This window comes from Enterobacter bugandensis (assembly GCF_900324475.1).
Classification (GTDB): domain Bacteria; phylum Pseudomonadota; class Gammaproteobacteria; order Enterobacterales; family Enterobacteriaceae; genus Enterobacter; species Enterobacter bugandensis.
The window spans coordinates 1237923-1264582 of sequence record NZ_LT992502.1 but is presented as its reverse complement, the minus strand read 5'-3'; the positions used below and the strand labels follow the sequence as shown (position 1 = coordinate 1264582).

27 protein-coding genes are annotated in these 26660 nt (G+C 59.6%); 15 read left to right on the top strand and 12 right to left on the bottom strand.

All coding sequences use genetic code 11. The annotated features are described in order from the left end of the window. The first annotated feature begins 64 nt into the window (after positions 1 to 64). Positions 65 to 754, top strand: a complete 690-nt coding sequence (entD, locus tag DG357_RS06075; protein ID WP_088205178.1) for an enterobactin synthase subunit EntD — start codon at positions 65 to 67, stop codon at positions 752 to 754. On the opposite strand, the gene sitD is transcribed toward entD, so the two are convergent. The 7 genes from sitD to betT all read right to left on the bottom strand — a co-directional run bounded on the left by sitD (position 690) and on the right by betT (position 7140). Further along, positions 690 to 1529, bottom strand: coding sequence for an iron/manganese ABC transporter permease subunit SitD (gene sitD / locus DG357_RS06070; protein WP_088205179.1), 840 nt, complete (start codon positions 1527 to 1529; stop codon positions 690 to 692). The genes entD and sitD overlap by 65 nt on opposite strands. Then, positions 1526 to 2374, bottom strand: a complete 849-nt coding sequence (sitC, locus tag DG357_RS06065; RefSeq protein WP_048998924.1) for an iron/manganese ABC transporter permease subunit SitC — start codon at positions 2372 to 2374, stop codon at positions 1526 to 1528. Before sitC ends, sitD begins: the two co-directional genes overlap by 4 nt. Further along, positions 2371 to 3177, bottom strand: a complete 807-nt coding sequence (locus DG357_RS06060) for a manganese/iron ABC transporter ATP-binding protein (protein ID WP_028012282.1) — start codon at positions 3175 to 3177, stop codon at positions 2371 to 2373. The genes sitC and DG357_RS06060 overlap by 4 nt, the downstream gene beginning before the upstream one ends. Positions 3178 to 3179: 2 nt before the next feature. Continuing rightward, positions 3180 to 4091 carry a metal ABC transporter substrate-binding protein gene (locus DG357_RS06055; RefSeq protein WP_047362700.1) on the bottom strand — a complete coding sequence of 304 codons (912 nt, stop codon included), beginning with the start codon at positions 4089 to 4091 and terminating at the stop codon, positions 3180 to 3182. 203 nt (positions 4092 to 4294) lie between these two features. Then, positions 4295 to 4579 (bottom strand): NadS family protein, encoded by a 285-nt coding sequence (gene nadS, locus DG357_RS06050; protein WP_041910964.1) that lies wholly within the window; start codon positions 4577 to 4579, stop codon positions 4295 to 4297. Positions 4580 to 4581: 2 nt separating this feature from the next. Next, positions 4582 to 4968: a type II toxin-antitoxin system RelE/ParE family toxin gene (locus DG357_RS06045; protein WP_041912044.1), complete on the bottom strand. Its 387-nt coding sequence runs from the start codon at positions 4966 to 4968 to the stop codon at positions 4582 to 4584. A 138-nt stretch (positions 4969 to 5106) separates the two neighbouring features. Then, positions 5107 to 7140, bottom strand: coding sequence for a choline BCCT transporter BetT (gene betT / locus DG357_RS06040; protein ID WP_088205180.1), 2034 nt, complete (start codon positions 7138 to 7140; stop codon positions 5107 to 5109). A gap of 128 nt (positions 7141 to 7268) precedes the next feature. Here betT and betI point away from each other — a divergent pair, with 128 nt between their 5' ends. The 8 genes from betI (at position 7269) to DG357_RS05995 (ending at position 15724) form a co-directional block, all read left to right on the top strand. Next, the gene (betI, locus tag DG357_RS06030) at positions 7269 to 7856 is read left to right on the top strand and encodes a transcriptional regulator BetI (RefSeq protein WP_049138744.1); all 588 of its coding nucleotides are present in this window, start codon (positions 7269 to 7271) and stop codon (positions 7854 to 7856) included. A 13-nt stretch (positions 7857 to 7869) separates the two neighbouring features. Continuing rightward, positions 7870 to 9342, top strand: a complete 1473-nt coding sequence (gene betB / locus DG357_RS06025; protein WP_088205181.1) for a betaine-aldehyde dehydrogenase — start codon at positions 7870 to 7872, stop codon at positions 9340 to 9342. Positions 9343 to 9355: 13 nt separating this feature from the next. Beyond that, complete coding sequence (gene betA / locus DG357_RS06020; protein ID WP_048998928.1) at positions 9356 to 11020, top strand: choline dehydrogenase; 1665 nt, start codon at positions 9356 to 9358, stop codon at positions 11018 to 11020. A 156-nt stretch (positions 11021 to 11176) separates the two neighbouring features. Next, positions 11177 to 11740 carry a fasciclin domain-containing protein gene (locus DG357_RS06015; protein ID WP_049138747.1) on the top strand — a complete coding sequence of 188 codons (564 nt, stop codon included), beginning with the start codon at positions 11177 to 11179 and terminating at the stop codon, positions 11738 to 11740. Positions 11741 to 11783: 43 nt separating this feature from the next. Next, on the top strand, positions 11784 to 12338 hold the full coding sequence (locus DG357_RS06010) for an RNA polymerase sigma factor (protein WP_045260746.1): 555 nt from the start codon (positions 11784 to 11786) through the stop codon (positions 12336 to 12338). Beyond that, on the top strand, positions 12335 to 12982 hold the full coding sequence (locus DG357_RS06005) for an anti-sigma factor (RefSeq protein ID WP_088205182.1): 648 nt from the start codon (positions 12335 to 12337) through the stop codon (positions 12980 to 12982). Before DG357_RS06010 ends, DG357_RS06005 begins: the two co-directional genes overlap by 4 nt. 273 nt (positions 12983 to 13255) lie before the next feature. Next, positions 13256 to 13996, top strand: a complete 741-nt coding sequence (locus DG357_RS06000) for an SDR family oxidoreductase (RefSeq protein WP_063154746.1) — start codon at positions 13256 to 13258, stop codon at positions 13994 to 13996. 33 nt (positions 13997 to 14029) lie between these two features. Then, complete coding sequence (locus DG357_RS05995; RefSeq protein ID WP_088205183.1) at positions 14030 to 15724, top strand: thiamine pyrophosphate-binding protein; 1695 nt, start codon at positions 14030 to 14032, stop codon at positions 15722 to 15724. Between the two features lie 32 nt (positions 15725 to 15756). On the opposite strand, the gene DG357_RS05990 is transcribed toward DG357_RS05995, so the two are convergent. Next, positions 15757 to 16455 (bottom strand): GNAT family N-acetyltransferase, encoded by a 699-nt coding sequence (locus DG357_RS05990; RefSeq protein ID WP_048998934.1) that lies wholly within the window; start codon positions 16453 to 16455, stop codon positions 15757 to 15759. Between the two features lie 200 nt (positions 16456 to 16655). Here DG357_RS05990 and DG357_RS05985 point away from each other — a divergent pair, with 200 nt between their 5' ends. From DG357_RS05985 to DG357_RS05965, 5 genes are all read left to right on the top strand, one after another. Next, a complete protein-coding gene (locus DG357_RS05985; RefSeq protein ID WP_088205184.1) occupies positions 16656 to 18224 on the top strand; it encodes an ABC transporter substrate-binding protein in 1569 nt (522 codons plus the stop codon). Between the two features lie 69 nt (positions 18225 to 18293). Further along, positions 18294 to 19307, top strand: coding sequence for an ABC transporter permease (locus tag DG357_RS05980; protein WP_048961395.1), 1014 nt, complete (start codon positions 18294 to 18296; stop codon positions 19305 to 19307). Next, positions 19307 to 20140, top strand: a complete 834-nt coding sequence (locus tag DG357_RS05975) for an ABC transporter permease (protein ID WP_048961396.1) — start codon at positions 19307 to 19309, stop codon at positions 20138 to 20140. Before DG357_RS05980 ends, DG357_RS05975 begins: the two co-directional genes overlap by 1 nt. Then, complete coding sequence (locus DG357_RS05970; protein WP_088205185.1) at positions 20133 to 20969, top strand: ABC transporter ATP-binding protein; 837 nt, start codon at positions 20133 to 20135, stop codon at positions 20967 to 20969. Before DG357_RS05975 ends, DG357_RS05970 begins: the two co-directional genes overlap by 8 nt. Then, positions 20956 to 21660 carry an ABC transporter ATP-binding protein gene (locus DG357_RS05965; RefSeq protein WP_088205186.1) on the top strand — a complete coding sequence of 235 codons (705 nt, stop codon included), beginning with the start codon at positions 20956 to 20958 and terminating at the stop codon, positions 21658 to 21660. Before DG357_RS05970 ends, DG357_RS05965 begins: the two co-directional genes overlap by 14 nt. A gap of 43 nt (positions 21661 to 21703) precedes the next feature. On the opposite strand, the gene DG357_RS05960 is transcribed toward DG357_RS05965, so the two are convergent. From DG357_RS05960 to budA, 4 genes are all read right to left on the bottom strand, one after another. Continuing rightward, positions 21704 to 22177, bottom strand: coding sequence for a cold-shock protein (locus DG357_RS05960; protein ID WP_088205187.1), 474 nt, complete (start codon positions 22175 to 22177; stop codon positions 21704 to 21706). Positions 22178 to 22308: 131 nt separating this feature from the next. Next, positions 22309 to 23079 carry a (S)-acetoin forming diacetyl reductase gene (locus DG357_RS05955; protein ID WP_088205188.1) on the bottom strand — a complete coding sequence of 257 codons (771 nt, stop codon included), beginning with the start codon at positions 23077 to 23079 and terminating at the stop codon, positions 22309 to 22311. 20 nt (positions 23080 to 23099) lie between these two features. After that, complete coding sequence (gene alsS / locus DG357_RS05950) at positions 23100 to 24821, bottom strand: acetolactate synthase AlsS (protein ID WP_274621348.1); 1722 nt, start codon at positions 24819 to 24821, stop codon at positions 23100 to 23102. Beyond that, positions 24793 to 25572 carry an acetolactate decarboxylase gene (gene budA / locus DG357_RS05945; protein WP_028012263.1) on the bottom strand — a complete coding sequence of 260 codons (780 nt, stop codon included), beginning with the start codon at positions 25570 to 25572 and terminating at the stop codon, positions 24793 to 24795. The genes alsS and budA overlap by 29 nt, the downstream gene beginning before the upstream one ends. A gap of 105 nt (positions 25573 to 25677) precedes the next feature. On the opposite strand from budA, the gene DG357_RS05940 reads away from it, so the two are divergent. Next, positions 25678 to 26559, top strand: a complete 882-nt coding sequence (locus DG357_RS05940) for a LysR family transcriptional regulator (RefSeq protein ID WP_088205189.1) — start codon at positions 25678 to 25680, stop codon at positions 26557 to 26559. The last annotated feature ends 101 nt before the right edge of the window (positions 26560 to 26660 follow it).

Genomic DNA, 26660 nt, shown 5'->3' with positions numbered 1-26660 from the left:
CCCTCTCCCTGTGGGAGAGGGTTGGGGTGAGGGCATCAGTCCGCACAATTCAGAGGGAAAAACCATGCACACCGCCCACAGCACATTTTCTCTCGCCGGCCTCACCCTCCACCGCGTCACCTTCGACCCCACCACCTTCACCGACGCCGATCTCCTCTGGCTCCCCCATTACGCCCAGCTCGCTGACGCCGGACGTAAACGCAAGGCTGACCATCTGGCGGGACGCATCGCCGCCGCGCACGCCTTACCTGACCACACCGTTCCCGCCATCGGCCCCAGCGGGGAACCGCTCTGGCCGGACGGAATTTCCGGCAGCATCACCCACAGCGGCACGGAGGCGATGGCTGTCGTCGCGCCATACCCTGCGCTTATCGGTATCGATAGTGAAGCGATCCTCGCCGAAAATGAAGCAAGGGAAATCAAAGATGGCATTATAGATGCCAAGGAAGAGCGTGTGCTTTCCCGCTCGGGTTACCCGTTCGCCCTCGCCCTGACGCTGGTTTTCAGCGCCAAAGAGAGCCTGTTTAAGGCCCTCTTTCCGCAGGTGCAGGCTTACATGGGGTTTGACAGCGCGCGCGTCACCCTGCTCGACGATAACACGCTCACGCTGGCATTGACCCGTCAACTGTCAGGCTTTAACGAAGGCACCGCCTTCACCCTGCACTGGCAACTGCGCGGCGAGCAGGCGATCACCCTGCTGTCACACGTTCCTGCCGACGCGCCTTTACGCTGGTCACCACAAACGTCAAGATAAACACCACCGCGAACAGGACCACTATGGTCGGCGCGGGCGCACTGTCGAGATAAAACGAGGCATACACGCCGCTGACCGACACCAGTATTGATACCGCCACCGCCACCAGCAGCGCCATGTGGAAGCGTCGGGCGATCAGCACCGCAATCGCACCGGGCGCAATCAGCAGCGAAATCGACAGAATAATCCCCACCGCCTTCAGCGTCGCCACGATGGTCAGCGACACCATGCACAGTAAGCCATAGTGCAGCCAGCGGGCGCGCAGGCCGCTCGCCTGCGCCTGCTGATAGTCAAAGCAGAACAGCAGGAAATCGCGCCATTTCAGGCCAATCACCAGCGCAATCAGCCCCGCCACGATGCCGCTTTGCAGAATGTCCATCCCGTTAATGCCCAGCATATCGCCGAACAGAATGTGGTCGAGATGCACCTCAGGTTTGACGGCGATATAGAGGATCAGCCCCGCGCCGAACATCCCGGAAAAGACGATCCCCATCACCGTATCCTGCTTGATGCGGCTATTGTCCTTGAGGTAGCCGGTGGCAACCGCGCAAAACAGACCGGCAACGAACGCGCCCAGCGCCAGCGGCAGGCCCATCACCCACGCCAGCACCACGCCGGGAAACACCGCGTGGCTCATGGCGTCGCCCATCAGCGCCCAGCCTTTGAGCACCAGAAAAACCGACAGCAGCGCGCAGGGCACGGCTACCAGAAGTGAAATCAGCAGTGCGTTGTTCATGAACGCAAACTGGAAGGGTTCAAGGAGCAGCGCCATCATGGGTGTGCCTCCTTCGCGCGGCGGCGGCTGGCGAGCAGCCCGTGCTTCGGCGCAAAGACGAACGCCAGCAGGAACAGCAGCGTCTGGGCGACCACAATAATACCGCCGGTGGCGCCGTCCAGATAATAGCTGGCCCACGCGCCGAGGAAGCTGGTGAGGCTGCCAATGGCGACGGCAATCATCAGCAGACGCGGGAAGCGGTCGGTGAGCAGCCACGCGGTTGCGCCGGGCGTAACCACCAGGCAAATCACCAGAAACGCGCCGACGGTTTGCAGCGCTGCCACGGTAGAGACCGCCAGCAGCGTGAAGAACAGGATCTTCAGGCGCTCAGGGCGCAGGCCGATGGCGCGGGCGTGGTTCTCATCAAAAAAGGTCACCATCAGATCTTTCCATTTGAACAGCAGGATAACCATCGACACCACGCCGATAATCGCCAACTGGACGATATCCTCCGGAGCGATAGCCAGAATATTGCCGAGCACGATGGTCTGAATATTCACCGAGGTTGGGTTGAGCGAGACCATAAACAGCCCCAGCCCGAAAAAAGAGGAGAAGATCAGCCCGATAATGGCGTCCTCCTTCAGGCGGCTGCGCTGGTTGAGAAACAGCATGCTGCCCGCCGCCAGCCCGCCCGATAAAAACGCCCCCAGAGAGAACGGCAGCCCGAGCATGTAAGCCCCCGCCACGCCCGGCACGATGGAATGCGAGAGCGCATCGCCGATCAGCGACCAGCCTTTGAGCATCAGGTAGCAGGAGAGAAACGCGCACAGCCCACCCACCATCGCCGAGACCCACATCGCGTTAAGCATGTACTCATAGCTGAAGGGTTCGAGAAGCGCGTTCATTTTGCCTCCTGCCGGTGCGTCACGAAGGGCCGCTCGTCGTCGGTGATAATGCGGTCTTCAGAACCGCTGAGCACCACGTGGCGCAGCACGCCGCTGAAGGCGCGCTCAAGGTTTTCGGCGGTGAAGGTGGTTTCCGTCGGGCCGCTCGCCAGCACGGTGCCTTTGACCATCACCGTGTAATCGCAAAACTCCGTGACCGAGCCTAAATTGTGGGTCGAGACCAGCATGGTTTTGCCCTCGTCGCGCAACTCGCGCAGCAGGCTGATGATTCTGGCTTCGGTTTTAACGTCCACGCCGGTAAACGGCTCGTCAAGCAGGATCACCTCGCCCTGCTGGGCAATCGCCCGCGCCAGGAAGACGCGCTTCTTTTGCCCGCCGGAGAGCTCGCCAATCTGTCGATGGCGCAGCTCGAGCATATCCACGCGCTTCAGGGCGTCGGTCACGATCTGCCGATCCTGCGCTTTAGGCCGCCGCAGAAACCCCATATGCCCGTAGCGCCCCATCATCACCACGTCCTCGACCAGCACCGGAAACGACCAGTCGACCTCTTCCGACTGCGGCACGTAGGCGACCAGGTTCTGGCGCAGCGCCCGGTGAGGCGGCAGCCCATGGAGGGTGATAGTGCCGCTCGCCGCCCGCACAAAGCCCATCACCGCCTTAAACAGCGTGGACTTGCCGGAGCCGTTCACCCCCACCAGCGCGGCAATCGATCCGCCGGGCACGCTGAACGACGCATTGCGCAGCGCCGTGTGGCCGTTGCGGTAGGTCACGGTCACGTCCGTGACGACAATCCCCTTCTGCATGGTCACTCCTTCATGCCGTCGCGAATGCCCTGCACCAGCGTGCGGGTGGTGACGTTCAGCAGGTCGATATAGGTCGGCACCGGGCCGTTTTCCGCGCTCAGGGAGTCAACGTACAGCACGCCGCCGTAGTGGGCGCCGGTTTCCCGCGCCACCTGACGCGCCGGCTTATCGGAGACCGTGCTTTCGCTGAATACCGCCGGGATGCGGTGTTTCTTCACCAGATCGATCACCTTGCGCACCTGCTGCGGCGTCCCCTGCCGATCGGCGTTGATCGGCCACAGGTAAAGTTCCTTCATGCCCAGATCCCGCGCAAGATAGGAGAAGGCGCCCTCGCTGGTCACCATCCAGCGTTTGTCTTCCGGGATCTCCGCCACCTGCTTGCGCAGCGGTTCGAGGGTCGCGACGATCTTCTGCTTGTAGGCCTCAGCGTTGCGTTGGTAGACCTGCGCGTTGGCCGGGTCGTACTTCACCAGCGCGTCGCGGATGTTATCAACGTAAATCAGCGCGTTGTCCGGCGACATCCACGCGTGCGGGTTAGGCTTGCCGTCGTACGGCCCCTCGCTGATGCCCATCGGGGTGATGCCCTGGGTGACAATCACCTCCGGCACGCCGTTCAGGTGCTGATAAAAACGCTGGAACCACAGCTCCAGGTTCATGCCGTTCGCAAGGATCAGCTGCGCCTTTTGCGCGCGCTTGATATCGCCCGGCGTCGGCTGGTACTCGTGGATTTCAGCGCCCGGTTTGGTGATGGAGGTGACTTCTGCGGCATCCCCCGCCACGTTTTTCGCCATATCCGCGATGACGGTAAAGGTGGTGATGACCTGGAACTTTTCAGCCGCCAGCGCGCCCGTGCTGGTCGTAGCCGTGAGCAGCGCGCCGAGCAACAGACGCTTTAATCCTTGCAGTGGGTGCATCGCAGAAGTCTCCTGAGGTGGTGAAATTCAAAGCAAAATTAGCCCGTGCTATAAGGTATAGCACAGGCTATATTTAAATGAAAATAGTTATCATTAAAGTTGTGTCAATGAAGGGTGGGCCTGACGACGCTTCGCTTATCAGGCCTACGGAAAAGCAGTTTTGAAGGCCGGGTAAGCGCAGCGCCACCCGGCATAAGGGCGACTCACAGCCCGGCAAGTGCCTTGTAAAATGCAGGATTCTCCCGAATCACATTAAGTACCTTCGCCGCCAGCCCGGTTGGATTGCGGCGTTTGGACTCCCAGCTCTTTATCGTATCGACGCTCGTGCCAAGCGCCTTCGCCATTTCGCTTTGCGTGATATTGAGCTGCTCTCTGATGGCACGCACATCAGCAACTTCATAGCGGGTTACTCGGGAAGCGGCTTTTCTTCCGTTATGGATCTCAACGGCCTCTTCAAGCGAAGATTTTAATTCATTAAAAATACTCATTATTAGCCTCCACCTGCCTGATTAGGGTACATAGTACACCTCTCATTTACGGCACTGGAAGCAGTATTTTTCAGAATGGAAGTCAGCTTTTTAAGTTCTGCTTTCTCTGCCTCTGTCAGGCTGTCCTTTATGCATTTTGGATAGGCCATAATGAAATAGATCACCTCCTCCGTGGCCAGAAAGTAAATCACTCTGATACCCCCTCTCTTTCCCTTTGAGGCTGCCGCCATCCTTATTTTACGTAAACCACCCGTCTGCTGGATCAGGTCACCTTTATCAGGCCACGCAATAAGTTCCTTTTGCAGATCCTTTAATTCATCATCCGTAGCAATGCTTTTAATCTGTCGGGTAAAGAGTGATGTTTCGATAAACTCTATCGCATGACTCATCCATAGTTCCTTCCCTAAACGCAGCAAAAGCCCGAATGCTTCAACACCAGGCTCATGCTGCATGGTTACTCTTCCTTGAGTAATGCTGCGCCAAATAACTGTATTTATATACAGCTTAAAGGTATTTTAAGAATCCGTTTAGACATCCGGGAACATCACGCTATTCCCCGGCGCTTCCCTGTGCAGATGGATAAAGTTCAGGTGCCGTTCATACTGGTCCAGAATGTCCGTAATCACCTGCTCCTTGCTGTAATCCATCAGGTCATTCCCCTGGCTACCTTCCAGCAGGAACGTCTCCAGCCGGTAGTAGGTTGATTTCCCGCTGCGCGCCCGGTAGGTAAAACCAGGCACCGAGTACTGCTGCGGCCAGATCTGATAGACAAAGTTCTGCTCGTCGCCCATGTGCACCAGCAGATCCAGATGCCCCAGGGTTTCGCCCTCCTCCGGCGGCAGGTTTTTCAGCTCCACGTACGCACCACGCAGCTTCAGCTCCTGCGCCACCTCTTCCATCGCCGGGTAGCAGACCGTCTCCATCATCTGTTTGGTGTAGCGCGTGCCCGGGTAGTTCATCAGGCGCGACAGGCGTTTCTTCCAGCTCAGCCTGTCCTGAGCGCCCATTGGCCGCGGCGCGGTGTCGCGGCTGGCGCTGACGCGCCGATAGTCTTCCACCTTGAGCGATTTATACAGCCCGGCCATCACGAAGAAGATCACAAAGCTGAACGGCAGGCCCATGATCACCGTGGTGTTCTGCAGCGCCGAAATGCCGTTGGTCATCAGCATGCCGAGCGTCAGCAGGCCGATGGCGACGGACCAGAAGATACGCAGCCAGTTCGGCGCGTCGCTGTTGATGTCCTTCAGCTTTGAGGTGAAGTTCCCCAGCACCAGCGCGCCGGAATCCGCCGAGGTGACGTAAAACAGCAGGCCGGTGATGGTCGCCACGGAGGCGCTAAAGGTGAACGCCGGATACTGCGCCAGCAGGCTGTAGAAGCCGCGCTCCGGGTGCGCCATCGCTTCCTGGGCAAAGGTTGCGTTGCCGTGGATGATCTCGTGCAGCGCGCTGTTGCCGAAAATCGACAGCCACAGCAGGGTAAAGGTGAACGGGATGATCAGGGTGCCCATCACAAACTGACGAATGGTGCGCCCGCGCGAAATACGCGCCAGGAACAGGCCAACAAATGGCGACCATGCGACCCACCACGCCCAGAAGAACAGGGTCCAGTTGTTCATCCACTCCACCGGGCGGTCAAAGGCGAAGCTGTTCAGCGTCATGCCCATGAAGCGGTTCACGTAGTCGCCCACGTTCAGCACCAGGGCGTTGAGCAGGAACGACGTGTCGCCCATAAACAGCACGAACAGGATCAGGCCCAGCGCCAGCGCCACGTTCAGCTCAGAGAGCACGCGGATGCCCTTATCCACGCCGGAGGTCACCGAAATGGTGGCGATAATCACCGAGAGCGCAATCAGCGCCGCTTTCGCCGCCATCGAATCCGGGATATCAAACAGCACGCTTAGCCCGTAGTTGAGCTGGACCACGCCAATGCCGAGCGTCGTCGCGATGCCGAAGATGGTGCCAATTACCGCCGCAATATCGACGCTGTGGCCAATCGGGCCGTTAATTCTTTTCCCGAAAATCGGGTACAGCGCGGAGCGGATGGTGAGAGGCAAATTATAACGATAGCTAAAGTATCCGAGCGCCATCCCCATCAGGGCATACATCGACCAGCCCGTCAGGCCGTAGTGGAACAGCGTCCAGACCATCGCCTGGCGTGCGGCCTCCATCGTCTGCCCCGCCCCTTCCGGCGGCTTCATATACTGCGTGACCGGCTCGGCTACCGAGAAGAACATCAGATCGATGCCGATGCCCGCGGCAAACAGCATCGCCGCCCAGCTCAGCAGGCTGAACTCGGGCTTGGACTGCTCTGGCCCGAGCTTCACCGAGCCGAAGCGCGAGCAGGCAATGCAGACCACGAAGACGATATAGAGCGTCGCCGCCAGCAGGTAGTACCAGCCGAAGGTCTTCGACACCCAGTTCAGGGTGCGGCCAATCCACTCGGCAGAAAAATCGTTAAAGAAAATGGTCGTCAGGGAAAACAACAAAATCAGCCCGGCGGACGTATAAAAAACGACCGGGTTGATTTTGTCTTTTTCTCTGTCTTGTGAAAGGTCTGTCATCCAGTATCCCCACTGTTTTTGTAACTATTGAAATCCAAAATCGCAACAATTAAGACACATTTTATATTGAACGTCCAATCAAAAACCGCTTTAATAGATTACCAACGCTGATGAATGGAGTGGCAAAAATGCCCAAAGTGGGGATGCAGCCGATCCGGCGCAGGCAACTTATCGACGCCACGCTGGAAGCAATTAATGAAGTGGGCATGCATGACGCAACCATTGCGCAGATCGCCCGTCGGGCGGGCGTGTCCACGGGGATCATCAGCCACTATTTCAAAGATAAAAACGGCCTGCTGGAAGCGACTATGCGCGACATCACCGGCCAGCTGCGCGATGCGGTATTAAGCCGCTTACGCGCCCTGCCGAACGGCAGCGCGGAGCAGCGTTTGCAGGCGATTGTCGGCGGCAATTTTGATGAAACCCAGGTGAGCAGCGCGGCGATGAAGGCCTGGCTGGCCTTCTGGGCGAGCAGCATGCATCAGCCGATGCTCTACCGTTTGCAGCAGGTCAGCAGCCGCCGGTTGCTCTCAAACCTGGTGTACGAGTTCCGCCGCGAGCTGCCGCGTGAACAGGCTGAAGAGGCGGGCTACGGGCTCGCCGCGCTGATTGACGGGCTGTGGCTGCGCGCCGCGCTAAGCGGCAAACCGCTGGACAAAACCCTCGCGCAATCGCTCACCAGCCACTTTATCAGCCAGCATTTACCGACCGAATAACCGAGGAGGAAGCATGTCCCGAATGGCAGAACAGCAGCTTTATATCAATGGTGGTTATACATCCGCCACCAGCGGTCGCACCTTCGAGACCATCAACCCGGCCAACGGTGAAGTTCTGGCGAGCGTGCAGGCCGCCGGGCGCGAAGACGTGGACCGCGCCGTAGAGAGCGCAAAGCGCGGGCAAAAAATCTGGGCGGCGATGACCGCCATGGAGCGCTCGCGCATCCTGCGTCGCGCCGTCGACATCCTGCGCGAGCGCAACGACGAGCTGGCAAAGCTGGAAACCCTCGACACCGGTAAGGCGTTTTCTGAAACCTCGACCGTCGACATCGTCACCGGCGCGGACGTGCTGGAGTACTACGCGGGGCTGATCCCGGCGCTGGAAGGCAGCCAGATCCCGCTGCGCGACACCTCATTCGTCTACACGCGCCGCGAGCCGCTGGGCGTGGTGGCGGGCATCGGCGCGTGGAACTACCCGATCCAGATCGCCCTGTGGAAATCCGCCCCGGCGCTGGCGGCGGGCAACGCGATGATCTTCAAGCCGAGCGAGGTCACCCCGCTCACCGCCCTGAAGCTGGCGGAAATCTACACCGAGGCGGGCCTGCCGGACGGCGTGTTTAACGTCCTGCCGGGCGTGGGCGCGGAAACCGGCCAGTACCTGACCGAGCATCCGGGCATTGCCAAAGTCTCCTTCACCGGCGGCGTCGCCAGCGGCAAAAAGGTGATGGCGAACGCCGCGGCCTCGTCCCTGAAGGAGGTGACGATGGAGCTGGGCGGCAAATCCCCGCTGATTGTGTTTGACGATGCGGATCTGGATCTCGCCGCAGACATCACCATGATGGCCAACTTCTTCAGCTCCGGCCAGGTGTGCACCAACGGCACCCGCGTGTTCGTGCCTGCAAAATCTAAGGCCGCGTTTGAGCAGAAAATCGTTGAGCGCGTGGGCCGCATCCGCGCAGGCGATCTGTTCGATGAAAACACCAACTTTGGCCCGATGGTCAGCTTCCCGCACCGCGACAGCGTGATGCGCTACATCGCCAAAGGCAAAGAAGAAGGCGCGCGCGTGCTGTGCGGCGGCGACGTGCTGAAGGGCGACGGATTTGATAACGGCGCGTGGGTGGCCCCGACCGTGTTCACCGACTGCACCGACGAGATGACCATCGTGCGCGAAGAGATCTTCGGCCCGGTGATGTCCATCCTCACCTATGAAAGCGATGAAGAAGCCATTCGCCGCGCCAACGACACCGACTACGGTCTGGCGGCGGGCATCGTCACCGCCGATCTGAACCGTGCGCACGGCGCCATTCATCAGCTTGAAGCGGGCATCTGCTGGATCAACACCTGGGGTGAATCCGCTGCGGAGATGCCGGTCGGCGGCTACAAGCACTCCGGCATTGGCCGCGAGAACGGCGTGATGACGCTGCAGAGCTACACCCAGGTGAAGTCCATCCAGGTTGAGATGGGTAAATTCCAGTCCATATTTTAACCGGGAGGTTTATTTGCAATTTGACTACATCATTATCGGGGCCGGCTCTGCCGGCAACGTACTGGCTACACGACTGACTGAAGATCCGAACACCACCGTCCTGCTGCTTGAGGCGGGCGGGCCGGACTACCGCTTTGACTTCCGCACCCAGATGCCTGCCGCGCTGGCCTTCCCGCTCCAGGGCAAGCGCTACAACTGGGCGTATGAAACCGAGCCAGAGCCCTTCATGAACAACCGCCGCATGGAGTGCGGACGCGGCAAAGGGCTGGGCGGCTCGTCGCTGATCAACGGCATGTGCTACGTGCGCGGCAACGCGATGGATCTGGACAACTGGGCGAAAGAACCGGGTCTGGAGCACTGGAGCTACCTCAACTGCCTGCCCTACTACCGCAAGGCAGAGACCCGCGACGTGGGGCCGAACGACTACCACGGCGGCGACGGCCCGGTGAGCGTCACCACCTCTAAGCCGGGCGTAAACCCGCTGTTTGAAGCAATGGTGGAAGCAGGCGTGCAGGCGGGCTATCCGCGCACCGACGATCTCAACGGCTACCAGCAGGAAGGCTTTGGCCCGATGGACCGCACGGTTACGCCGCAGGGCCGACGCGCCAGCACCGCGCGCGGCTATCTGGACCAGGCAAAACCGCGTCCTAACCTGACCATCCGCACCCACGCCATGACCGATCGCATTATTTTTGACGGCAAGCGCGCGGCGGGCGTTGAGTGGCTGGAAGGCGAAAGCACCATTCCGTCAAAAGCGACGGCGAATAAAGAAGTCCTCCTGTGCGCAGGCGCCATTGCGTCACCGCAGATCCTCCAGCGTTCCGGCGTAGGCAATGCTGAATTGCTGAAGCAGTTCGATATCCCGCTGGTGCATGATTTACCCGGCGTGGGAGAAAACTTGCAGGATCATCTGGAGATGTACCTCCAGTATGAATGTAAAGAGCCGGTTTCCCTCTACCCTGCCCTGCAGTGGTGGAACCAGCCGAAGATTGGCGCGGAGTGGCTGTTTGGCGGCACCGGCGTGGGTGCGAGCAACCACTTCGAAGCGGGCGGGTTTATCCGAAGCCGCGAGGAGTTCGAATGGCCGAACATTCAGTACCACTTCCTGCCGGTAGCGATTAACTACAACGGCTCAAACGCGGTGAAGGAACACGGCTTCCAGTGCCACGTCGGCTCCATGCGCTCCCCGAGCCGTGGACACGTGCGCATTCAGTCGCGCGATCCGCACCAGCATCCGGCGATCCTGTTCAACTATATGTCCCACGAGCAGGACTGGCAGGAGTTCCGCGACGCGATCCGCATCACCCGCGAGATCATGCACCAGCCCGCGCTGGACAAGTACCGCGGCCGCGAAATCAGTCCGGGTATTGACTGCCAGACCGATGAGCAGCTGGACGAATTCGTGCGCAACCACGCCGAAACCGCCTTCCACCCGTGCGGCACCTGCAAGATGGGCTATGACGAGATGGCGGTGGTCGACGGCGAAGGCCGCGTTCACGGGCTGGAAGGGCTGCGCGTGGTGGATGCGTCGATTATGCCGCAGATCATCACCGGCAACCTGAACGCCACCACCATTATGATCGGCGAGAAGATTGCCGACGCGATCCGCGGGCGCGAGCCGCTGGCAAAGAGTACGGCCGCGTATTATGTGGCCAACGGGGCGCCGGTCAGACGCTAAAAATATTCCCCTCACCCTGGCCCTCTCCCCATAGGGGAGAGGGGATTAACCTACCCCTTCAAAAATTTATTTTCATTTCATTGCATCCAGTTTCCCACCTCCCCTCGTATATGCGTATGTGAGCAATCCCTTTGCTCCCCAAACCGAGGAAAGATGATGAAAAAGCTAACCCGTGTTGCACTCGTCACCAGCGCTTTACTCTTCTGTGCAGGCACATCAGCCGCCATGACGTCAGGCTCCGTGATGGTAGGCGGAGCCGAAATGTTCCCGAGCAAAAATATCGTTGAAAACGCCGTGAACTCGAAAGATCACACCACGCTGGTGGCCGCCGTCAAAGCGGCTGGACTGGTGGATACGCTTCAGAGCAAAGGGCCCTTCACCGTATTTGCGCCGACCAATGCGGCGTTTGCGAAATTGCCTGCCGGCACGGTCGAGAACCTGGTCAAACCCGAAAACAAAGCCACGCTCACCAGCATCCTCACCTATCACGTGGTCGCCGGTAATTACGATATGAAGGCGCTGGAGCAGAAAATTAAACAGGGCGGCGGACACGCGGAGTTGAAGACCGTTAACGGTCAGCCACTGTGGATCATGAGCAACGGCCCGCACAACATTCAGCTTAAGGATGGTAAAGGCAATGTGGCGAACATTAGCACCTATGACGTTCATCAAAAAAACGGTGTGATCGATGTAATTGATACCGTCCTGATGCCTAAGTAGTTGTCTATACTTCGGAAGTGTGACGTTACCTTCCGGGAAAAACATGGATAACGCGCTGGCAGAACAGCAGCAGAAATTAATGCAGGCGGTCGCAAACGGCGATCGCCGCGCATTTGAACAACTCTATCGACTCACTTCGCCACACCTGTTTGCCGTCGCGCTGCGCATGCTGCGCGACCGCGCGTGGGCAGAAGAGATCCTTCACGACTGTTTTATCACCGTCTGGAGTAAAGCCGAAACCTACAACGCTGCACTGAGCTCCCCGATGACCTGGCTTACGCATATTGTTCGCAATCGCTGTATTGACTGGTTGCGCAGCGGGCAAACCCGCGCTGCCGAACGCGAGTCACCGTATAGCGAAGTGCTTTTGCCCGGCGAGAACGATGAGCAGAATAACTGGCACGACGATGCGCAGGCAGAGCGGCTCAGGCATTGCCTCGAACATTTGAGCAGCGAGCAGCGCCAGAGCATTACGCTCGCCTACTATCAGGGAATGTCTCACAGCGACATTGCCGACTGGCTCCAGCAGCCTGTAGGCTCGGTGAAAAGCTGGATACGTCGGGCAATGGACCATCTTCGGGAGTGCGTGGGGCTATGAATGACGCAGAAAAACGCGACGACATGCTGGCAGCAGAGTATGCCCTCGGCACGCTGCGGGGAGGAGCACGGCTTCAGTTCCAGAAAAGGGTCCTCCGTGAACCGGCTCTGGCCGCCCGCGTGGCGTACTGGCAGGACATGTTCAGCACGCTGGATAGTCATCTTGTGCCCGTCCCCCCACCCGAGACGGTGTGGAAAAGAATCGCCCTCGACCTGCCGCCCAAAAAGCCTTTACGCCAAAGTCGGCCTTATCTCGGCTGGATGGTTGCGGCCTCACTCGCCGCCCTGACGGTCGTTGCCTGGTATGCCACCCGAGCCCCGGAACTCGCTCCGCTGATGATACTCAACGATGACCAACAGCACGGGCAGTGGGTCGTCAGCGCGGACGCCAGCCGCCAGCACCTGAGCATTGCCCCGCTTCGACCGACAGCTGTCGCCGCGCAACACAGCCTGCAGCTTTGGCTGATCCCAGGCGGGCAGGCGCCGGTATCCATGGGGCTGCTGCATAACGACATCCCCACACGCGTCACCCTCAGGAACGCAACGCTCCCTGCTGACGCCACGATAGCCATAAGCCTTGAACCAGAGGGCGGATCGCCCACCGGCCTCCCCACAGGCCCGGTGCTTTACAGTGGCAAACTGTAATCCTCAGGCCCTGTTTGCAGGGCCGCTATCGTTCCCCCCTTTTATTTATATAATATTCTCGGTTACCTATAAGAATTAAATATTAGGCCTGCAATTAATTTAATTATTAAAAAACGACATTGACAGACGCTTGCGTACTCCATTAAGTTTTAAACGAACATCATTTTATTCCCGATACACAATATATCAAAAATCGCATTAATGAATTTATCATTATTCATTAATTCTTCTCTGCCTTTTATTTTTTGCATCACTCAATAGCGAGATAAGATCATGAATATTAGTGCAAATAAAGTTGTTGTCATCACCGGTGCCAGCAGCGGTATTGGTCAGGCCATTGCCCTCCATTTAGCGAATAACGCGTTTTCGCTGGTGCTGGTGGCGCGCCGTCTGGACAGAATTAATGCCCTGGTGGATCAGATTATTCAACAGGGCGGCAAGGCGATTGCCGTAAAGGCTGACGTGACCCGTCAGGAAGAGGTGCAGCGCGCGATTGACGCTGCCGTTGCCGCATACCAGCGCGTGGATGTGGTGATCAATAACGCGGGCTTTATGGCCATCGCCCCCCTCAGCGAGCTGAAAACCGACGAATGGGACAAGATGATTGATACCAATCTGAAGGGCGTGCTGTACGGCATCGCTGCCGCGCTCCCGGTGTTCCAGCGTCAGGGCAGCGGGCATTTTATTAACGTTGCCTCCGTTGCGGGCATCAAGGTGCTGGCCCCTGGCGGCGTGGTGTATAGCGCCACGAAATTCGCCGTCCGCGCGCTGAGCGAAGGCTTACGTCAGGAGGCAGGTAAAACTATCCGCACGACGCTTATTTCGCCCGGTGCCGTCGAAAGCGAACTGCAATTCGGCAGCTCTGACGAAGAGAGTAAAAAATTTCTCCATGAGTTTTATAAGCAGGCTATTCCGGCTGACGCAGTTGCCCGCGCGGTTTTATTTGCCATAGAACAGCCTGGCGACGTTGATATTAATGAAATTGTTGTGCGTCCAACGCAGGAAGAATTTTAGCCTGCGTTAAATAATGCTGAATGAGGTGTCATTATGATTAAATCATTAACGTCCTTATCAGATCTCAATATGCGAACGGGTGCCGATATTCTTCTTGAAGTGCTGGAGAGTGAAGGCGTGGAATATATTTTTGGCAACCCCGGCACCACCGAACTTCCGCTCATTGATGCCCTGCTTCGCCATGAAAATATTCACTATATTCTGGCGCTTCAGGAGAGCACCGTGGTGGCGATTGCCGACGGCTATGCGAAAGCCTCCGGCAAAACGGGCTTTATCAATTTGCATACCGCCAGCGGCCTTGGGCACGGTATGGGGAATCTCATTAATTCGCGGATTATGAAAACCCCGCTGGTGGTGACCGTTGGACAGCAGGATACGCGACACTACGTCCGCGACCCGCTTCTGTATGATGATATTGTTTCCATCGGCTCTCCGATCATGAAGTGGGCGCAGGAGGTCACCAGCGCCGACCAGCTCCCGGTGCTGGTGCGCCGCGCGTTTCACGCTGCCAGCTATCCTCCTGGCGGCCCGGTGCTGCTCTCCCTGCCGATGAACGTGATGGAAGAGCTGAGCGACGCCGGGATACAGACGGCGTCGAGAGTAAACTACCACACCGTTGCGGGCTCGCTGGACGAGCTGGCGGAGGCGCTCAGCGAGATAGCGCCGGGCAGGATCATGATTGTGGCGGGCGATGAGGTGCACTCCAGCGGCTCGACGCAGGAAATTGTCCAGCTGGCGGAAGCGCTCGGCGCCCACGTCTACGGCTCCTCCTGGCCGCTGAATTTGCCATTTCCCACCCAGCACGCGCTCTGGCGGGGCAATATGCCCACCACCGCCAGCGAAATCGCCAGCATCGTCAATGCCTATGACGCCGTGTTTATCATCGGCGGCAGAAGCCTAATCACCATTTTGTACAGCGAGGGCGAGGCCATTCCGGCAACCTGCGCGGTGTATCAGCTCTCGGCGGATATGCACGAGCTTGGCCGCACCTATGCCACTCGCCTTTCGCTGATGGGGGATATCAAACTGTCCCTGCACGAACTGCTGCCGAAGCTTGAGCAGCGCCTGATCTCCAACACGCTGGCCCACCAGCAGCTGCTGGTGGCGGCCCGCGACGAACGTGAGAAGGAGTGGCAGTTGCAGGAAGAACGTCTGGCCGGCGAGCGGCTTCGCCCGGCCCTTTCGCCGATGGTCGCAGCCTGGGAGGTCATCCGATCCATTCCGGCGGGTACCACCATCGTTGATGAGGCGATAGCGACCGCCAGGCATGTCCGCCGGTTCATCTCTGACCAGCAGCATCAGCGCTACTACTTTATGCGCGGCGGCGGACTGGGCTGGGGGATGCCTGCCTCCGTGGGGCATTCGCTGGGACGCGGACAGGAGCCGGTGGTCTGCCTGATCGGCGACGGGGCCTCCCTGTACTCGCCGCAGGCACTCTGGACGGCAGCACACGAAAATCTGCCGGTCACCTTTATCGTCATGAATAACAGGGAGTACAACATCCTGAAAAACTTTATGAAGAGCCAGGCCGACTACAGCTCAACGCGGCTGGGCCGTTTTATCGGGATGGACCTCGTGAACCCGCATATCGATTTTCAGTCGCTGGCCACCGCCATGGGTGTCCACTGCTGCCGGGTGACCGAGGCGGCGGATATCGCCGAAGCGGTAACGCGCGGCCTGCAGTCCGGAAAAACCAACCTGATTGAAATCGCTATTTCCGCGGATTAGCCGCGTGGTTGGGCTGTACCCTACATAAAAACTTATAACCGAAACGCCTCAAGCCGCTTTATCTGCCGTCCTTCCTCGTCAAAATTCGCCGCCGCCAGCCAGGCGCGCAGCTCCGCGTCTCTTTGCGGCCATTCGCCATCAATAATAGAAAGCATATCGCTGTCGCGGTTGCGGCCTTTCCGCACCAGCCGCTGGCGTAAGCGCCCTTCCCAGACGAACCCAAGCCGCTCCGCGGCGCTGCGCGATGCGGTATTCATCGAATCGCACTTCCACTCCAGCCGTCGGTATTTGTGGTCAAAGGCGTTTTTCAGCAGCAGCCACACCGCCTCGGTGCCGATGCGAGTGCCTTTCATCCTGCGCGACCAGGTGACGTGGCCGATCTCCACCGAGCCCTGAAAGCGCTCTATCGCCATATAGCTCACCAGTCCGACCGCCTTTTCAGTGCGTAAATCCATCACGGCAAAGGGCACCAGGTCATCATCCATCACCTTTCCGGACACCCAGTGTGCGGTGGCTTCCACGCTTTCAGGCCGGGTGCTGGCAAGCCACGTCCAGTCGCTGTCGTCGCCCAGCGCGTAGGCCTCAAAGAGATCCGCCGCGTGACGCCCGGCGTCCAGCGGCTCAAGACGGCAATACTGCCCGGTCAGCGCCGTGCGGGTTAATACCTGCGCGCACTTCCAGTCCGGGACGAGATCGTTAACGGTTTGACCATATTGATTGATTTCGGGCACGGGGGTGACTCCCTGAAAGGTAAGGATTTTGTTATAGCAGGTTAAAAGGGCGGCGAAAAGAGAGGCGTTTAATAACCAGGCCGCATGCGATATATCCGCATGGCATAAGCAAAGCAGAATTTCGACTTTGAAGAAATGTGGAGTCGACCTAACGTAGCGGAGCATAAAACAATCACAATATATTCTTCTCAGGGATCGCTATGACGAAAAAACTGTTGCCGTTACTGATGCTGGCTGCGCTCTCAGGCGCTACCCACGCCGCTACGCCGCCGACGACGCTGGTGGTTGCTCAGGGTCTTGATGACATCGTGAGCCTCGACCCGGCCGAAGCCAACGAGCTCTCCAGCATCCAGACCGTGCCGAGCCTGTACCAGCGTCTGGTGCAGCCGGACCGCGATAATCCGGAAAAAATCACGCCGGTTCTGGCAGAAAGCTGGGACGCGGATGCGGCAGCAAAAACCCTGACCATCAAGCTTAAACCCGATGCAAAATTCGCCTCCGGCAACCCGCTGCGCCCGGAAGACGTGATTTTCTCTTATACCCGCGCCGTGAAGCTGAACAAATCCCCGGCCTTTATCCTCAACGTGCTGGGCTGGGACGCGAGCAACATCGCCAGCCAGCTGAAAAAGGTGGACGATCATACCCTCCAGCTTCACTGGACGGCGGACGTTAGCCCCTCGGTGGCGCTGAATATTCTCTCCACGCCGATAGCCTCCATCGTCGATGAAAAGCAGGTCGCGGCAAACGTCAAGGATAACGATTTCGGCAACGCCTGGCTGAAAATGCACTCGGCGGGCAGCGGCGCGTTCAAAATGCGCGTCTATCAGCCGCATCAGGCCATCGTGCTGGAAGCCAACGATTCCGCCCCCGGCGGCGCGCCGAAGCTGAAAAGCATCATCATTAAGAACGTTCCCGATCCGGCTTCACGCCGCCTGCTGATCCAGCAGGGGGATGCGGACGTGGCGCGCGATCTGGGTGCAGACCAGATTAGCGCCCTGGACGGCAAGCCGGGCGTGAAGGTGCTGAGCATTCCGTCCGCCGAACAGAATTACCTGGTGTTTAACATCGGCAACAGCGCCAATCCGCTGCTGAACAACCCGGCGTTCTGGGAAGCGTCGCGCTGGCTGGTCGACTATGACGGCATCACTAAAAACCTGCTGAAAGGCCAGTATTTTGTTCACCAGAGCTTCCTGCCGGTCGGCCTGCCGGGCGCGCTGGAAGACAATCGGTTTAAATTTGACCCGGCAAAAGCGAAGGCAATCCTCGCCAAAGCGGGCATTAAGGACGCGCACTTCACGCTGGACGTGGAGAACAAGCCGCCGTTTATCACTATTGCCCAGTCGATGCAGGCGAGCTTTGCTCAGGGTGGCGTGAAGGTGGATCTGCTGCCTGCCGCCGGGAGCCAGGTCTATGCCCGCGTGCGCGCTAAGCAGCATCAGGCGGCGATTCGTCTGTGGATCCCGGACTACTTCGATGCGCACTCAAACGCCAGCGCCTTCGCGTGGAACGACGGGAAGTCCAGCACCGTGGCCGGTCTGAACGGCTGGAAAATCCCGGAGCTGAACAAGGCCACGCTGGCGGCGGTTGCCGAACCGGATCCGGCGAAGCGTCTGGATCTGTACAAGAAGATGCAGGAACAGCTGCAGCAGAGCTCGCCGTACGTGTTCGTCGATCAGGGCAAAACCCAGATCGCGGTGCGCGATAACGTGAAGGGATATCAGCAGGGGCTGAACGCGGATATGGTCTGGTACGATCGCGTCACGAAGTAGCCCTTGTCCTTCTCCCTCTCCCGTGGGAGAGGGGGTCGTCCGTGCATATTTTCTGGATAACGATTTCCCATGCCGCATCTTTCCACCCGCGTGCTTCAGGGTCTGCTGACCCTGCTGCTGACGCTCTTCGGGCTGCTGCTCGTCACGTTTGCGCTTTCGGCGTTTTCCCCGGTCGATCGCGTGCTGCAGATCGTCGGGGATCACGCCAGCCAGTCAACGTACGATCAGGTTCGCCACCAGCTCGGGCTGGATCGTCCCCTGCCCGTGCAGTTCTGGCACTATCTGCAAAATCTCGCCCACGGTGATTTAGGCACCGCCAGCGCTACCGGGCAGCCGGTGCTGCAGGATCTGCTGCACGCCTTCCCCGCTACGCTGGAGCTGGCGACGCTGGCGTTAATCATTGGGTCCGTGCTCGGCGTGACGGCCGGGGTGCTGTGCGCCCGCTACGCCGGTTCGCCGCTCGATGTCGCGATCAGAACGCTTACCCTGCTCGGCAACTCGGTGCCGATTTTCTGGCTTGGCCTGCTGATGCTGGCCCTGTTCTACGCGAAGCTGCAGTGGAGCGTGGGCCCCGGCAGGCTGGACGATATCTGGCAGTTCACCGTCGAGCCGCGCACCGGCTTTGCGCTGATAGACACCTGGCTTTCCGGCGATCGCGAGGCATTCCGCAACGCCATCAGCCACCTGGTGCTGCCGGTGCTGCTGCTGGCCTATTACTCGCTGGCAAGCATTACTCGCCTGACCCGCTCGGCCTGCCTCAGCGAAATGAACAAGGAGTACATCCTGCTTGCCCGCGCCAAGGGTGCCGGGGAGATGGCCATTCTGCTGCGCCACGTGCTGCCGAACATTCGCAGCACCCTGCTGACGGTGATCGCCCTGGCCTATACCAGCATGCTGGAAGGGGCGGTATTAACCGAAACCGTGTTCTCGTGGCCGGGCATTGGACGCTATCTCACCACCGCCCTGTTCGCCGGAGACACGACCGCGGTTATGGGCGGTACGCTGCTGATTGGCGTCTGCTTTGTGCTGATCAATAACCTTACCGACCTGCTTGTGCGGGCGACCGATCCCAGGGTGCGCTGATGCCGTTTTATCTCTTCTTACGCCGCCTGCGCCGCTCCCCTGCCGCCGTTTGCGGACTGACTGGCCTCGTGCTGCTGGTGTTTATTGCCCTGTTCGCGCCCTGGCTGGCGCCGGTTGATCCGAACTGGCAGGACGCTGCCGCGCGCCTGGAGGCGCCTGGCGCCCGGCACTGGCTGGGCACCGACAGCTACGGGCGCGATCTGCTCTCGCGCCTGATTTACGGCACCCGTCCGGCGCTCGGGCTGGTGGCCCTGGTGACGGTCATTACCCTGCCCGCCGGGCTGCTGGTGGGCATTTTGTCCGGCTACTACGGCGGCTGGGTGGAGCGTATCCTGATGCGCTTTACCGACGTGGTGATGTCGATGCCGCGCCTGATCCTCGCCTTCGCGTTTGTGGCGATGCTTGGCCCAGGGCTGGTCAACGGCGCGCTGGCGCTGGCCTTAACCACCTGGCCCGCCTACGCGCGTCAGGCGCGGAGCGAGATTCAGCGTCTGCGCCACAGCGATTATCTGGCCGCCGCGGAGATGATGGGGATCCGCGGCCTGCGCCTGCTGGTCGGCCATATTCTGCCCCTGTGCCTGCCGTCCGCGATTGTGCGGCTGGCGCTGGATCTGGCGGGGATTATTCTGGCCGCCGCCGGTCTCGGCTTCCTCGGCCTTGGCGCGCGTCCGCCCATGGCCGAATGGGGGGCGATGATTGCCGACGGCATGCAGGTGATTTTCGACCAGTGGTGGATTGCCGCCATTCCGGGCGGCGCCATCCTGTTTGCCAGCCTGGCGTTTAACCTGCTGGGCGATGGCCTGCGCGACGTACTGGAGCCACAGCATGACTGAACACCGCGTTATCGTCGATGCGCTGAATATCGACTACCCCGCCGCGCGCGTGGTCAACAACCTGAGCTTTCGGCTTGGCAACGAGCGGCTGGCGCTGGTGGGAGAATCCGGCTCCGGTAAGTCGATGTCCGCCCGCGCCCTGATGGGTCTGGTGCGTAAACCCGGTATCGTGAGCGCGAACCGGCTTAACGTGCTTGGCAACGATCTGCTGACCCTGAACGCCCGCCGCTGGCAGGCGCTGCGCGGCAACGGGATTGCGATGGTCCTGCAGGACCCGCGCTACGCCCTAAACCCCGTGAAAAGCGTCGCCGCCCAGCTTGATGAGGCGCTCACGCTGCATCAGCGCCTGACGCGCCCGGAGCGTGCGGCGCGCATTCACGACATCATCCGCGCCGTCGGGCTGAACGAGAACGTGCTGTCACGCTATCCCGGCGAGCTTTCCGGGGGCATGGGCCAGCGGGTGATGATTGCGATTGCGCTGATCAACAATCCGCAGGTGCTGATTGCCGACGAACCGACCTCCGCGCTGGACGCCCGCCTGCGCAATCAGATCCTCGAGCTGCTGATGCAGCAGTGCGAAGAACGCCAGATGGCGATGCTGTTAATCAGCCACGATCTGCCGCTGGTGGCGGAGCACTGCGACCGCGTGCTGGTGATGTATCAGGGTGAAAAGGTCGATGAGATGGCGGCGAACCGGCTCCCGCAGGCGACGCATCCGTACACGCGCACCCTGTGGACCTGTCGTCCAGACGCCCATACTTATGGACAGATGCTGCCGACGCTCGATCGTTCGCAGCCGTGGAAGGAGGCCAGCGATGGCGCTCGTTGAGGTTAACCAGGTGCAGGTCACCTTCGGGGAAAAAACGGCGGTCTCTGCCGCCAGCTTTAGCATAGAGAGAGGCGAGACGTTCAGCCTGATTGGCGAATCCGGCTGCGGCAAATCGACCCTTCTGCGCGTGCTGGCAGGGCTACAGCGCGAGTGGCGCGGCAGTATTGCCCTGCTGGGGGAAACGTTAACGCCAGGGCGCCGCTTTGAAGGCAAGCTTCGCCGCAACGTGCAGATGGTGTTTCAGGATCCGTGGGCCTCGCTGCATCCAAACCACACCATTGCGCGCACCCTGTCGGAGCCGTTAAGCCTACACGGCGAAACGCAGGTTGCGGAAAAGGTGGCGGATGCGCTGCAGCAGGTGGGACTTTCCGCCGACGCGGGCAGGCGCTACCCGCACCAGCTTTCCGGCGGCCAGCGCCAGCGCATTGCCATTGCCCGGGCGCTGCTGCTGCGCCCGCAGCTTCTGCTGCTGGATGAACCGACCTCGGCGCTGGATATGTCGGTACAGGCGGAAATCCTGAACCTGCTTAACCGCCTGAAGGCCGAGCATGAGATGACCTATCTGCTGGTGAGCCACGACGCGGACGTGATTGCCCATATGTCCGACCGGGCAGCGTTTATGGCGCACGGGGCGATTCAGAAGGTGTTTAACCGTGAGGCGATGTTACGGGGCGAGCACAGAATGGGTTAAGTTTTGCAGGCCGGGTAAGGCATCGCCGCCACCCGGCAAACCATCACTTCAGCAGCTTCACCGTGGCATCAATGTCGATTTCATCTTCGGTAAAGATCATCGTCGTGTTCTGGAAGGTGGTGATCGCCAGCTTCTTCACCGTGCGCATTTCGCCCGGCTTCTTGTCGGATTTTGGTTTGATGCTGTTCATCAGCAGACCCACCGACAGCACCGCGTTCTCTTTGTCGATTTTGGTCTCAACGGGCTCTTCTTCGCTGAATACCACGAAGGATTTGATGGAGCTGAGCTTCACGCGCTCGCCTGCGATATAGAGATGTTTGCTTTCGGGGATCACCTTCACCGCGTAGGCGGAAAGGCCTTTGTTGTTGGTGGTTGGCTCGAAGGTCACCGCGGCATCTTTCTTAATCAGATCGGGGTTCGCGACCTTAATCACATGAAAATAGCGGTTGTCGCCGTTTTCATCTTTGATAAATCCAAAGCCTTTATCTTTAAACCACGTTGTGATTGTACCGTTCATCGCTGTTACCGCCTGTCAGATCGTAATGACTAAAGTTTTGCAGCGCGCAGTGTAATGCACAATGGCGGAGGAGACAAAAAAAAGCCCCTGCGCGGAGGCAGGGGAAAACTCATGTCAGAGCTTATTAGAATTTAGTTGAACACCATCCCACCATCGATGAGCAGAGACTGGCCGGTCATATAGTCAGAGTCTGGCCCGGCAAGATATGAAACGCAGGCGGCAACATCTTCCGGTTCGGACAGGCGGCCAAGCGTAATGCGTTTGGCAAAGGTCTCGGTCCCGTAGCCGAGCGGTTTACCCGCCGCCTCGGAGACCTGACGGTCGATCTCCGCCCACATCGGCGTTTTAACGATGCCCGGGCAGTAGGCGTTAACGGTGATCCCCAGCGGAGCAAGATCCCGTGCGGCGGTCTGGGTTAAGCCGCGCACCGCAAATTTACTGGAACTGTAGACGGCCAGCTCCGGGTTGCCGGTATGCCCCGCCTGTGAGCAGGCGTTGATGATTTTGCCGCCGTGTCCCTCTTTGCGGAACGCGTCAATCGCGGCCTGAATGCCCCAGATCACCCCTTTCACGTTGATGTTGTAGACCTTGTCGACAATCTCCGGCGTGATGGATTCGATCGGCGTGGACGGCGCCACCCCGGCGTTATTGACGATAACGTTGAAGCCGCCCAGCGCGGTGCGGGCTTTTTCCACCGCCGCAAACACCTGCTCGCGGTCAGAGACGTCCACCTTCACGGCGACGGCCTTCCCGCCGCTGCGGATGATTTCATCGGCTACCGCTTTCGCCGTCTCTTCGTTGTAATCGGCGATAGCGACGGCAAAACCATCCTTCACCAGACGAAGCGCGATCGCTTTGCCAATCCCCTGGCCTGAGCCGGTTACGAGAGCCACTTTTTGCATTTCTCTGTCCTTATGTTGATTCACAAAATCTGGCTGAGATGGAGCTGGCCCATCAGCAGCGGGTTATCGCTGTAGTCGACGGGAATGGCCACCACGGCCGGGCCATCGACATCCATTGCGGCACGCAGCGTCGGTTCGAGCGCGTCGGCACTCTCGACGGCAAAACCTTTTGCGCCGAACGCGTCGGCATAGGCTTTGAAGTCGACCGGGCCGAACTCGACGCCGGAAAGACGCTGGTATTTTTTCTCTTCCTGAATGGCAACCATGTTGTAGGCGTTATCCACCCAGATGATGTGCAGCACGTTGGCGTTGAGGCGTACGGCGGTTTCCAGCTCCATGCTCGACTGCAAAAAGCCGCCGTCCCCGGAAACCGACACCACCTTGCGGCCCGGGTTGACCAGCCACGCGCCAATCGCCCACGGGAGCGCCACGCCCATGGTCTGCTGACCGTTGGAGATCATCACCTGACGCGCGCGGAAGCTGTAGAGGTAGCGGGCGATCCAGATGTGGAAGCTGCCCATATCGACGGTAAGCGTCACGTCGTTGTTCACGATGTCCTGCATGGCGCGCACGATGCGCAGCGGATGCAGGGCAAACTGGTTAAGCGATGCGCCGCGGCGGTCGAGGAGGTCCCGCTGATGCTGGCGATCGACCAGAATTTCCGAGGCGCGCTGGCTCAGTTCAAGCTTGTGCTCAATGCGGCTGGCGAGCAGGTTCAGCGTGGCGGCGATATCCCCCACCAGCTCCAGATCGGGAACATACTTGCGCTCCTCATAGGCGGGCAGCACGTCAATGTGCACCAGCGTGGCGTCGCCGCTGTTCCACATAGAAGGCTCGTACTCCACCGGGCTGTAGCCGATGCAGATAATCAGATCCGCCAGATGCAGCAGCCGGTCGCCCGCCTGGTTGTTAAACAGGCCGACGCGTCCGGCGAAGCGGGTGAAGTGCTCCTGATTGACCGCCCCGGCGGCCTGGTAGGTGCTGGTGACCGGAATACGGCTTTTCTCCAGCAGCTTGCGCAGCGCGGCGCTGTTGGCGGGCTGGCTGGCCATCAGGCCGAGTAAGATGACCGGGTTTTTGGCCTTTTCAATAAGCTTCGCCACGTCGTTAATGGCGGATTCCGGTGCCGGCCCCATCAGCGCGGGACCGCTGGCGGGCAAAATCGCCCCCGTGGTGGGCTGGTCGACAATATCCTGCGGCAGGCTGACAAACGCCCCGCCCGGCCTGCCGTGCTCGGCGGCGCGAAACGCGTTGGACACCACCTCGGCAATCGCGTCCGGGGAGTTCACTTCTACGGCGTATTTTGTCACCGGGCTGAACATCGCGACGGTGTCCATGCTCTGATGCACCAGCTTCGCTTTATCCGCCCGCTTCACCGCCCCACCCAGCGCTACCACCGGGTCGCCTTCGCTGTTAGCGGTGGCAATACCGGTGATCAGGTTCGAACAGCCCGGTCCGGAGGTGACCAGCGCCACCCCGGCTTTGCCGGTCAGACGTCCCACTGCCGCCGCCATAAACGCCGCGTTGGCCTCGTGGCGTACGGGAATGATCTCAATGGAGGAGTCCAGCAGGGAGTCAAAAACCTTGTCGATTTTTGCCCCCGGGATCCCGAACACCTGCTTCACGCCCTGCGCTTCCAGCTGGCCGACAACCATATCGGCGCCGTGCGCCCACTGACGTGACTGTTTCTCACTGTTCACGGTAGTACTCCTGTTAGTTTTCAACGGCGCGGATAGCCGCATCAAGGTTGCTGGGGTGCAGGTTGGCCTGTAAAAACGCGCTGTCGGCAGGCAGGTCGATCATCAGCTTGTGAATTTCACCGAAGGTAAGCACGCCGCTCTCCAGCTGATAGTCGAGCAGATGGCCGCCGCCCTGTCGGTCGTCGGTGATGAAGTGTTCGTGATAGCCCGCCACGTTTATCCCCTGCATATGCTGCGGGGTACGGAACCCCACCAGCACGCCCTCGCGCTGGTTAAAGCGGAACACCGGCTGGTCGTCCAGCACGTCGGTCATCGCCCGATACGGCGGCGTCTGGCGCGGTACGGTGCGGGTGTGCGCGTGGCGGAAGTTGCCGTCGATGCGCAGCGCGCAGAACAGATTATCGGAGGGGATCTGCTGGTCGATCACATCGTGGATCTGCTGACGGCTGACCGGCCCGTCGAAGGTTTTGCGGTACTGCGGCTGGAACCAGGTCATCACCGCGAACGGCGTTTTTTGCTCCGGCTTCGCGGCGCGGGCGCTGCCGTCGGCGCGCAGCTGGTATACCTGGCTGCTGAAGGCAATCATTTCGCCGTCCAGCTCGTTAAAGGTGCCGAGGCCAAAATCGCCGTGTGCCAGCAGGTCGGCGATGGTGGTCTCCCCTTCGTAGACGCCGCTTAGCAGGGCGCTCATTAGCGATGTCTGATAGATCACGCTGTCAGGATGTTGAGCCGAGAACCCGCGCAGGGTCTCGCATAAACTCGCCTCACAGTCGCATGCAGATGAATGCATCATCATGCTCGTCCTCTTCAACTTTATTTATAAAGGTTAAATAAATGTTGACCCGATTCAGCAGAGAGTTCCAATATAGAATCCATGCTGGTTTGAGACGTTTTTGATATGGAACTTCGTTATCTGCGCTATTTTGTCGCGGTAGCACGCGAGCGACACTTCACCAGGGCGGCCAACGCGCTGGGTATTTCACAGCCTCCTCTGAGTCAGCAGATCAAACGGCTCGAAGAGGAAGTGGGCACACCGCTGTTCAGGCGCCTGACGCGGGGCGTGGAGCTGACCGAGGCGGGAGAAGCCTTCTATGAGGACGCCTGTAAGATCCTGGCGCTGAGCGACGCCGCGCTGGAGAAAGCCCGGGGCATCGCGCGCGGGCTGAACGGCAGCCTGTCAATTGGCATTACCAGTTCGGATGCTTTTCATCCCAAAATCTTCGCCCTGATCCGCCAGTTTCAGGTGCAGAACATGGCAGTGCAGGTTCACCAGGTGGAAGCCAACATGTCGTCGCTGACCACGATGCTGGCGGAGGGTGAGCTGGATATCGCCTTTGTGCGCCTGCCGTGCGAAAGCAGCAAGGTATTCGAATTAAAAATCCTCGACCGGGAGCCAATGGTGGTGGCGCTGCATCGCGATCATCCTCTGGCGACGTGCGGCGATCTGGCGCTGGAGGAACTTCGGGATACGCCGGTGGTGCTGTTCCCGCAGGAGGTCGCGCCGGGTCTGTATGACCGGGTTTACGGCTGCTGTGAGCGGGCCGGAATAAACGTGCAGCGCGCGCTGCAGTCGTCGCAGCTTTCCTCTTCCCTGAGCATGGTCTCCGCCGGCGGCGGGTTCGCGCTGGTGCCGAAATCCATGGCGGCCATTTCACCACCGAATGTCACCTACCACGCGCTGCGCTCGCCGGAGCTTTATACCGATATCGCGCTCTGCTGGCGGCGTTTTGAACGTTCGCGGACGGTGAAGCGGTTTTTGGCGATGCTGAGCGAGGGGTGACGGCAGCGCGGCGGTGCCCGGCGGCGCTTCGCTTGCGCGGGCCTGCGGTTCGTGTCGCTGTTGGGGCTTTGGATTTTGTAGGCCGGGTCAGGCGTAGCCGC